This window comes from Falsiroseomonas oryzae, assembly GCF_027856955.1.
Lineage (GTDB): Bacteria > Pseudomonadota > Alphaproteobacteria > Acetobacterales > Acetobacteraceae > Falsiroseomonas > Falsiroseomonas oryzae.
The window spans coordinates 1-8,298 of record NZ_JAPSMD010000240.1; the positions used below are offsets into that span (position 1 = coordinate 1).

The window sequence follows — 8,298 nt, forward strand, 5'->3', positions numbered from 1 at the left end:
CCCCTCCTCCGTGCTGTCCCAGACCAGCGCGACCGGTTGCTCCGCCGGCGCGGGCGGCTGCGGCCTCGGCACCAGCAGCGCCGCCAGCACGGCCGCGTGCAGCAGGGCCGAGGCGGCGAGCCACGCCGTTCCCTGGCGCCGGCGCGCCGGCGCCGGCCTCACAGGACCAGCACCCCCTGGTGCTTCGCCTTGCCCTCCGGCTCGACATGGATGGTGATCGTGGCGGTGCCGAGCTCCGCCTTCAGCGCCGCCTCGACGCGGTCGCAGATCTCGTGCGCCTGCGTCACCGTCATGTCGCCCGGCACCACCAGGTGGAACTCCACGAAGGTGAAGCGGCCGGAATGGCGGGTGCGCAGGTCATGCGCCTCGATCGCGCCGTCGGCATTCTGGCCGACCAGTTCCCGGATGCGCGCCAGGCGCTCCGCCGGCACCGCCTCGTCCATCAGGCCGCCGACCGATTCGCGCATCAGCCGCCCGCCGGAGAACAGGATGTTCGCCGCCGTCAGGGCCGCCAGCAGCGGGTCCAGCCACAGGATCCCGGTCAGCGCCACCAGCGCCACGCCCACCAGCACGCCGCCCGAGGTCACCACATCCGCCAGCAGGTGCCGCGCATCCGCCAGCAGCGCCGGCGACCGCGCCGCCCTGCCCCGGCGGAACAGCAGCGCCGACCAGGCGGCGTTGACCCCCGTCGCCACCGCCGACACCGCCAGCCCCAGCGCCGGCTGGTCCGGCGGACGAGGCGCCTGCAGCGCACCCCAGGCCTCGTGCAGGATCAGCAGGGCGGCGACGATGATCAGCACGCCTTCCAGCACGGCGGAGAAATACTCGGCCTTGGCGTGGCCGTAGGGGTGGTTGGCATCCGGCGGCAGGGCGGAGAGACGCACCGCCGCCAACGCCGCGAAGGCCGCGGCGACGTTCACCACGCTCTCCAGCGCATCGGCCATCAGCGCGACGCTGCCGGTCGCCCACCAGGCGCCGGCCTTCAGCGCAAGCACCAGCAGCGCCACGCCGACGCTGGCGGCGGCGATGGTCTGGAGGCGATCCCCGGGCGTGACGACGGCCATGCGGGAGGCATACCGGCAGCGCCCCGGCCGGGCCAGGGGCGACACATGCGGCGAATCTGTCGAGATTTCTTACAGCGTACGGCCGCGGTCTGAAAATCGCGACACTTAACAAGGACTTAAATTTCGGCACGCGGCTTGCAAGCACCGGTTGCGTGTCCCATCGCGTCACGGTCGGGGCCGGGCGTCCGGCATGGCGCCCGTTCTGGAGGAACAGGATCTTGTCCATCGCGAGACTCACGGCCGCCGCGATCCTCGGCGTGCTTCTCGCCGGCGGCGCGTCCGCCTCGCAGATCAGCTCGCTGCCGCTGCCCGCCCGCGACGTCGCCAACACCCAGGGCCCGATCGGCTATGACGTGGACGGGCTGGCCATGCCCGCCGCCGGCCAGTCCTTCGTGCCGGGGGCCGGCCAGACGGTCCTGAGGGGGTTCTCGCTGTTCCTCGGCCAGCCGGACACCGCGGCCTTCGAGGGCGAGCCGAACGCCGCCACGGCGCTGCAGGTCGTCGGCACCGTCGTGCTGGCCAGCGACCCGAATGCCCCGCTGTTCACCTCGGCGCCGGTGCCGATCGACACCGCCCTGATCAGCGACGACAATGGCTTCTACCAGGAATTCGCCTTCTCGCTGAACCTGAACGTGCTGCCCGGCGAGACCTACCTCGCCTTCCTCGCGGTGCTCGACCCCGCGACCGGCGCCGCGAGCAGCACCTTCGGCATGCCCGTGGTCGAGGACCGCATCGCCGGCATGTTCATGTACCGCTACGAGGGCGTCTGGTATCCCGGCAATGGCGGCGAGGATGCGAGCTTCCTCGCCACCTTCGATGACCCGCGGCCCGACGTGACCGTGCCGGCGCCGGGCGCGCTTGGCGTCTTCGCCATGGGGCTCGCCGGCCTGGCCCTGGCGCGACGCCGGCGCAGGGCCTGATCGGTCGCGGCGGGTCCGGCCCGTCGCGAGCGTCGCGCCCTGTCGGCTTATTTGACAGATCCGTGAGCGGACGACGGAACGGCGTCCGATTTCCTGACAGTCTGCCGTGCCGGCGCAGAGGCGGAAGGGCAACGGCCTGTTCCCGCATGGCAAATGCAGAGCCACGCGCATGGCTGCGCCCTCCTCGCCATTCCGATGGGCGGACCCAGCTTACCCGCGCCGCTGACGCGTCGGGGCGGGCGCCGGTGCGCCCGCCCTGCGCCGCCTACACGCTGAAATACTTCGCCCGCCGGTGGTGCAGCACGATGGCGCTGGTGGACTGCTCGGGGTGCAGCTGCCACTCGTCGGACAGTTCCACCCCGATCCGCTCCGCCTTCAGCAGCTTCAGCAACGGCTCCTGGTCCTCCAGCCGCGGGCAGGCGGGGTAGCCGAAGGAATAGCGGCCGCCGCGATAGCCCTGCTGCAGCATCTTCTCGATGTCGCGGTCATCCTCCGCCGCGAAGCCCCATTCGGCGCGGATGCGCTTGTGGACGTATTCCGCCATCGCCTCCGCCATCTCCACCGACAGGCCGTGGAGATACAGGTAGTCCTGGTAGCGGTTCTCCTCGAACCACTCCCGCGCCATGTCGGACGCCTTCTGGCCGACGGTGACCACCTGCAGCCCGATCACGTCGCGGCCATCCTCGATGTCGGTCACGAAGTCGGCGATGCACTCGCCGTCCTCCTTGGGCTGGCGCGGCAGCGCGAAGCGGCAGGCCTCCGTCACGCCGTCCTCCTCGAACAGCACCAGGTCGTTGCCCTGGCCGGCGCATTTCCAGTAGCCGTAGATCGCCTGCGGCTTCAGGATCTCCTGCTCCTCCGTCAGCGCCAGCATCCGCTTCAGCACCGGGCGCAGCTCCTGCTTCGCCCAGCCCAGGAAGTCGTCCAGCGACCGGCCGGCCTTCCGGAAGCCCCACTGGAATTGATAGAGGCTGCGCTCGTTGATGAAGGGCACCAGCGCCTTCGGCGCGGCCTCCATCACGCGCGCGCCCCAGAAGGGCACGGCGGGCGTGTCCTGGCCCTGCATCTGACGGCGGCGCCTCGCCTGGGCGTAGTTCACGTCCACCGGCGCGAAGCCGCGCGGATCGGCGGTGCCCAGCACGCGCTTCTCGTTCTTCGCCTTGCCCTTCCGCTTGGCCTGCAAGGCGGCGAGGTAGTCGTCGAAGCCGTTGCCCATCACCTTGTCCATCAGGTGCAGGCCGTCGAAGGCGTCCCGCGCATAGGCCACGCGCCCGCAGGCATAGGCCTTCACGCAATCGTCCTCGACGTAATTGCGCGTCAGCGCCGCGCCGCCCAGCAGCACCGGCACGTCGATGCCCTGGCGGCTCATCTCCTCCAGGTTCTCGCGCATCACGACCGTGGACTTCACCAGCAGGCCGGACATGCCGATGGCGTGCGCCTTGTGCTCCTTCGCCGCGGCGACGATGTCGTTCAGCGGCACCTTGATGCCGAGGTTGACGACCTTGTAGCCGTTGTTGGTCAGGATGATGTCCACCAGGTTCTTGCCGATGTCGTGCACGTCGCCCTTCACCGTGCCGAGCACGATGGTGCCCTTCTCCTGGCCCTCCACGCGTTCCATGTGCGGCTCGAGGTAGGCCACCGCCGCCTTCATCGTCTCCGCGCTCTGCAGCACGAAGGGCAGCTGCATCTTGCCGGCGCCGAACAGGTCGCCCACCACCTTCATGCCGTCCAGCAGCACGTCGTTGATGATGGACAGCGGCGTCAGCCCCTTGGCCAGCGCGTCGGCCAGCTCATCGTCCAGCCCCTTGCGGTCGCCGTCCACGATGCGGTCCTTGAGCCGCCCCTCCACCGTCTCCGCGCGCTTCTTGGCCGAGGTGTCGGCGGCCTTCCGGCCGCTGAACATCTCCAGCACCTTCTGCAGCGGGTCGTAGCCTTCGCTGCGGCGATCCCAGATCAGGTCCTCCATCACCTGCACCTCCTCCGGCGGGATCTGGTGCAGCGGCTTGATCTTGGAGACGTGGACGATCGCGCCGGTCATGCCGGCCTTCACGGCATGGTCCAGGAACACGCTGTTCAGCACGTGCCGCGCGGCCGGGTTCAGGCCGAAGGAGATGTTGGACAGGCCGAGGATGATCTGGATGTCCGGGAATTCCTCGCGAATCGCGCGGATGCCCTCCAGCGTCCAGAGCCCCAGCTTGCGGTCGTCCTCGTTGCCCGTCGCGATGGTGAAGGTCAGCGGGTCGATCATCAGGTCGGATTGCGGCAGGCCGTAGCGGTTGCAGGCGAAGTCCACCAGGCGCCGCGCGATGCGCAGCTTGTCCTCCACCGTCTTGGCCATGCCGACCTCGTCGATGGTCAGCGCGATCACCGCGGCGCCGAACTTCTTCGCCAGCACCATGCGGTCATGCGCGGCCTTCTCGCCCTCCTCGAAGTTGATCGAGTTGATGATCGGCTTGCCGCCATGCAGCTTCAGCGCCGCCTCGATCACCGGCGTCTCGGTGGAATCGATCACCAGCGGGCTGTTCACGGAGGCGGTGAAGCGGCGCACCACCTCGTTCATCTCCTCCATCTCGTTCCGCCCGACGAAGGCGGTGCAGATATCGAGGCTGTTGCTGCCCTCCGCGACCTGCTCGCGCCCGATCGCCAGGCACCCGTCCCAGTCATGCGCCGCCTGCCGCTCGCGCCAGGCCTTGGATCCGTTGGCGTTGCAGCGCTCGCCGATGGAGAAGTAGCTGTTCTCCTGCCGCAGCGACGTCGCGGTGTAGAGCGATGCGACGGAGGGGATCCACACCGGCTTGCGCGCCACCGGCGCCGGCCGCGCCTTCGCGCCGCCCAGCCTGCGCAGTAGCGCATCCAGCGCGGCGATATGCGTGTCGTTCGTGCCGCAGCAGCCGCCGATCAGGTTCAGCCCGTCCTCGGTGACGAAGCGCTCCATCCAGGTGGCGAGCTCCGCCGCGCCGAGCGGATAGTGGGTCTTCCCGTCCACCAGCTCCGGCAGGCCGGCATTCGGCTGCACGCTGAGCAGGCCCGGCCAGTTCCGCGACAGCCAGCGCACATGCTCCGCCATCTCCTGCGGGCCCGTCGCGCAGTTCAGCCCGATCAGCGGCACGTCCAGCGCGTGAACGACGGCGGCGGCGGCCGAGATGTCGGGCCCGACCAGCAGCGTGCCCGTCGTCTCCACCGTCACCTGCACGAAGATCGGGATGTCCGACTTCGCCTCGGCCTTGGCGATCTTCGCCGCATTCACCGCGGCCTTGATGTAGAGCGTGTCCTGGTTGGTCTCGGTCAGCAGCGCATCCGCGCCGCCCGCGATCAGCCCGCGGCACTGCACCACCAGCGCGGCTTCCAGCGCGTCATAGGCGATGTTGCCGAGGCTCGGCAGCTTGGTGCCCGGGCCGATGTCGCCCACCACCCAGCGGTGCCGTCCGTCGGCGAAGCCCTCCGCCGCCTCGCGCGCGATCTCGACGGCCAGCTTGTTGATCTCGAACGCCTTCTCCTCGAGCTCGAACTCGCCGAGGGTGACGGGGCTGCCGCCGAAGGTGTTGGTCAGCACCATGTCGGCGCCGGCCGCGAAATAGCTGTGGTGGATCTCCCGCACGATGTCCGGGCGCGAGAGGTTCAGCACCTCGGTGCAGTTCTCCTTGCCCCAGAAATCGGCCTCCACCTCCAGCGTCATGCCCTGGATGCGCGCGCCGAAGCCGCCGTCGCACAGCAGCACCCGGTCGCGCAGCGCGTCGAGAAGATGGGGGCGGGACATCGCTTTGTCGTCCTCAGTTCGCGAGTGCGTGGACCGGCGCCCGGCGCGCCGGCCAGATGCGGACCGCGAGCGGTCCGGGAACGGTGGTGGCCTGCGCAGCCGTGCAGCCCGCGGCGCCCAGCCAGCCGGCGATCTGCGCGTCGTCGAAGCCGGGCCAGCGATGCGCCTGCTTCTCCAGCAGCACGCCCTGGTCGTGCGGCGCCAAGTCCGCCACCAGCAGCGTCCCGCCGGGCTTGAGCACGCGCGCCGCTTCCGCCAGCGCCGCGGCCGGGTCCTCGGCGTAGTGCAGCACCATCTGCAGCGCCACCGCGTCGAAGGCGGCGTCCGCGAAGGGCAGCCGGTACATGTCCGCCTGGCGCACCGCCGCGCGCTCCGCGAGGCCCCGCTCCGCCAGCCGCGCACGCGCCAGCGCCAGCATGTCGCGGCTCATGTCCACGCCGAGCGCACGCTCCGCCCGTGGCGCGACCAGTTCCAGCAACCGTCCGGTCCCGGTGCCGATATCCAGCAGCGCGCCCATCCGCGCCGGCAGCGCATCCAGCAGCGCCTGCTCGATCGCGCCCGCCGGCAGGCCGAGGGCGCGCATCTCGTCCCAGTCCATCCCATGCCGGCGAAAGGCGTCGGAGGCCTCCCGTGCGCGCTCCGCCGCCAGGCGCGCGGCGGCGCGGCGGTCGGCCGCCAGGCGGGGGTCGTCCTCAGGCAGGCGAGCCAGGATCAGCCGTGCCAGATCGGCCCCGGCCGGCATCTGGAAATAGGCGTTCGCGCCCTCCGGGATGCGCTCCAGCAGACCGGCATCGGTGAGCAGCTTGAGATGGCGCGACAGCCGCGGCTGCGACTGGCCGAGCACGGCGCAGAGGTCGGTGACACAGAGCGGATGCCGCGCGCAGAGCGCGAGCAGCCGCAGCCGGGTCGGCTCGGCCGCGGCGCGCAGCTGGGTGAGGAGGGCGTCCATGTGCTTGCAAATGGCATAAAGATATCCTTATGTCCAGCACATGAAATGGTCGATCGACGCCCGTATCCCGCTCGTGACCACCGCCGACCCGACGGCGCTGGCCGCCGCCCTGGCGCAGGGCAAGCCGGCCGCCGTGCTGGCCGAGGCCCCACCGCCGGACCTGCCGGAGGGCGCCGTGGCGCTGGTGAGCTTCGACGTCTCGGGGCCGACCCATGCCGCGTCCTGCGCCTGCTGCGCCGGGCGCAGCGCGGCCGCGGCGGCGCTGGATCGCCTGTTCCAGGCGCGCGTGCGCGGTGCCTGCGGCTGGTTCGACCGGGTGGTGGCACTGGCCGAGACCGAGGCCGCGCGCGCCGAGATCGCCGCGGCGCTGCGTGAGGATGCGGTGACGGCAGCGCGATTCAGGCCGGGCTGAGGCCGCGCCCGCTCAGGCGGCCAGCTTCGCCTTCTTCATCAACGCGGTGTAGGTCGCCTCGTCCAGCGCATCGCCTGCCGGCAGGCCGGCCGACTTGCGGAACTCCGCCACCGCGTTGCGGGTGTTCTGCCCGACCACGCCGTCCGGCTCGCCGGGCCTGAAGCCCAGATAGACCAGCGCCGCCTGCGCGGTCCGCGCGCGCAGGTCGCGCCCCACGCCGCCGCTGAACTTCTCATGCGCCGCCTTCAGCTTCACGTCGTACTGGTTCTCCCAGTAGCGCGGGCCGTTGTAGCCCTTGGCGAAGCCCGTCCAGTCGCGCGCGCGCAGCTTCGCGTCCAGCTTCTGGCTGCGGATGAAGCCCGCCATGCCCAGCAGCTGCGCGTCCTCGCCTTCGGCCATGCGGCGCACCATGTCCACCGGGTCGCCGAAGCCGGAGGCCACGGCGTTGAACCCCATCACCTGCCCCAGCCCCCAGCTGGCGCTGCGCAGCGCTGCGTTCTCCGTCACGCCGGCCTCGCGGCAGAGCTCCAGCGCGCGCCCCAGCCGGTCGTATTCCGCGTCGCCCCCGATGTAGCCGCCGCCAGAAGCGGCCGAGAGGTCGGGCGCCGCGCCGGCGAAGCGGCCGCCGGTCTCGCGGTGGAAGATGTGCCGCTCGAAGAGGATCTTCGGGCGGCGGTCCGGGAGGAAGCCGAAGCCGCGGCTTTCCACGGTCAGCACCGCCCAGAGCACGGGCATCTCGTCCGCGCCGAGGCCCATCGCGGCCAGCGCCGCCTTCATGCCGGCCTCGGTCAGAGGCTGGCCCTTGCCGACGAACTCCATGCGCGCCTCCCGCTGCGTCTCCGCAACAGTAGGAATGCCGCCGCGCGCATCGCAAGCGCGTTGGCGCACATCGCGCCGGAGGCGCGTGGGAGTACGCTGCGCCGGAGGCGCGTGGGGGTAGGCTGCGCCGGAGGCGCGGCGCGGGTCAGCCGAAGGCCGCCTCCACCCCGCCCAGCGCGCCGAGCCGCGCCCGCAGCAGGCCCTCCGCCGGGGCGGGCGGGGTCAGCCCGGCCACCACCAGCAGCGCGCCTTCCGGCAGCCCGCCCCATTCCCGCGCGACCTCGGCCGCCTCGGCGAAGGCCGCCGCCAGGTCCACCGCCACGCCGCGCAGCCGGGCGCCCTTGGCCCCCAGCGCCACCTGCACCTCGCCCGACGCC

Annotated in this window: 7 protein-coding genes; 2 read left to right on the plus strand and 5 right to left on the minus strand. The window is 71.4% G+C overall.

Features of this window, described 5'->3' with window-relative positions:
• Positions 1-158: 158 nt before the first annotated feature.
• Complete coding sequence (locus OZN99_RS19930) at positions 159-1,064, minus strand: cation diffusion facilitator family transporter (RefSeq protein ID WP_270937005.1); 906 nt, start codon at positions 1,062-1,064, stop codon at positions 159-161.
• A gap of 218 nt (positions 1,065-1,282) precedes the next feature.
• On the opposite strand from OZN99_RS19930, the gene OZN99_RS19935 reads away from it, so the two are divergent.
• Complete coding sequence (locus tag OZN99_RS19935; RefSeq protein ID WP_270937006.1) at positions 1,283-1,984, plus strand: hypothetical protein; 702 nt, start codon at positions 1,283-1,285, stop codon at positions 1,982-1,984.
• 265 nt (positions 1,985-2,249) lie between these two features.
• On the opposite strand, the gene metH is transcribed toward OZN99_RS19935, so the two are convergent.
• Positions 2,250-5,741 (minus strand): methionine synthase, encoded by a 3,492-nt coding sequence (metH, locus tag OZN99_RS19940; protein WP_270937007.1) that lies wholly within the window; start codon positions 5,739-5,741, stop codon positions 2,250-2,252.
• A 13-nt stretch (positions 5,742-5,754) separates the two neighbouring features.
• Positions 5,755-6,690: an ArsR/SmtB family transcription factor gene (locus OZN99_RS19945; protein WP_270937008.1), complete on the minus strand. Its 936-nt coding sequence runs from the start codon at positions 6,688-6,690 to the stop codon at positions 5,755-5,757.
• 40 nt (positions 6,691-6,730) lie between these two features.
• Here OZN99_RS19945 and OZN99_RS19950 point away from each other — a divergent pair, with 40 nt between their 5' ends.
• A complete protein-coding gene (locus OZN99_RS19950) occupies positions 6,731-7,102 on the plus strand; it encodes a hypothetical protein (protein WP_270937009.1) in 372 nt (123 codons plus the stop codon).
• A 12-nt stretch (positions 7,103-7,114) separates the two neighbouring features.
• Here OZN99_RS19950 and OZN99_RS19955 read toward each other — a convergent pair whose 3' ends face one another.
• Both OZN99_RS19955 and OZN99_RS19960 read right to left on the minus strand, forming a co-directional pair.
• Complete coding sequence (locus tag OZN99_RS19955) at positions 7,115-7,921, minus strand: N-acetylmuramidase domain-containing protein (protein ID WP_270937010.1); 807 nt, start codon at positions 7,919-7,921, stop codon at positions 7,115-7,117.
• A gap of 145 nt (positions 7,922-8,066) precedes the next feature.
• Positions 8,067-8,298, minus strand: a 232-nt coding sequence (locus OZN99_RS19960; RefSeq protein ID WP_270937011.1) for a hypothetical protein, incomplete at its 5' end; no start/stop codon positions are given.

Coding starts and splice junctions, on each gene's coding strand:
- OZN99_RS19950 (WP_270937009.1), top strand. CDS start 6,731: ATGAAATGGTCGATCGACGCCCGTATCCCGCTCGTGACCACCGCCGAC.
- metH (WP_270937007.1), bottom strand. CDS start 5,741: ATGTCCCGCCCCCATCTTCTCGACGCGCTGCGCGACCGGGTGCTGCTG.
- OZN99_RS19945 (WP_270937008.1), bottom strand. CDS start 6,690: ATGGACGCCCTCCTCACCCAGCTGCGCGCCGCGGCCGAGCCGACCCGG.
- OZN99_RS19955 (WP_270937010.1), bottom strand. CDS start 7,921: ATGGAGTTCGTCGGCAAGGGCCAGCCTCTGACCGAGGCCGGCATGAAG.
- OZN99_RS19930 (WP_270937005.1), bottom strand. CDS start 1,064: ATGGCCGTCGTCACGCCCGGGGATCGCCTCCAGACCATCGCCGCCGCC.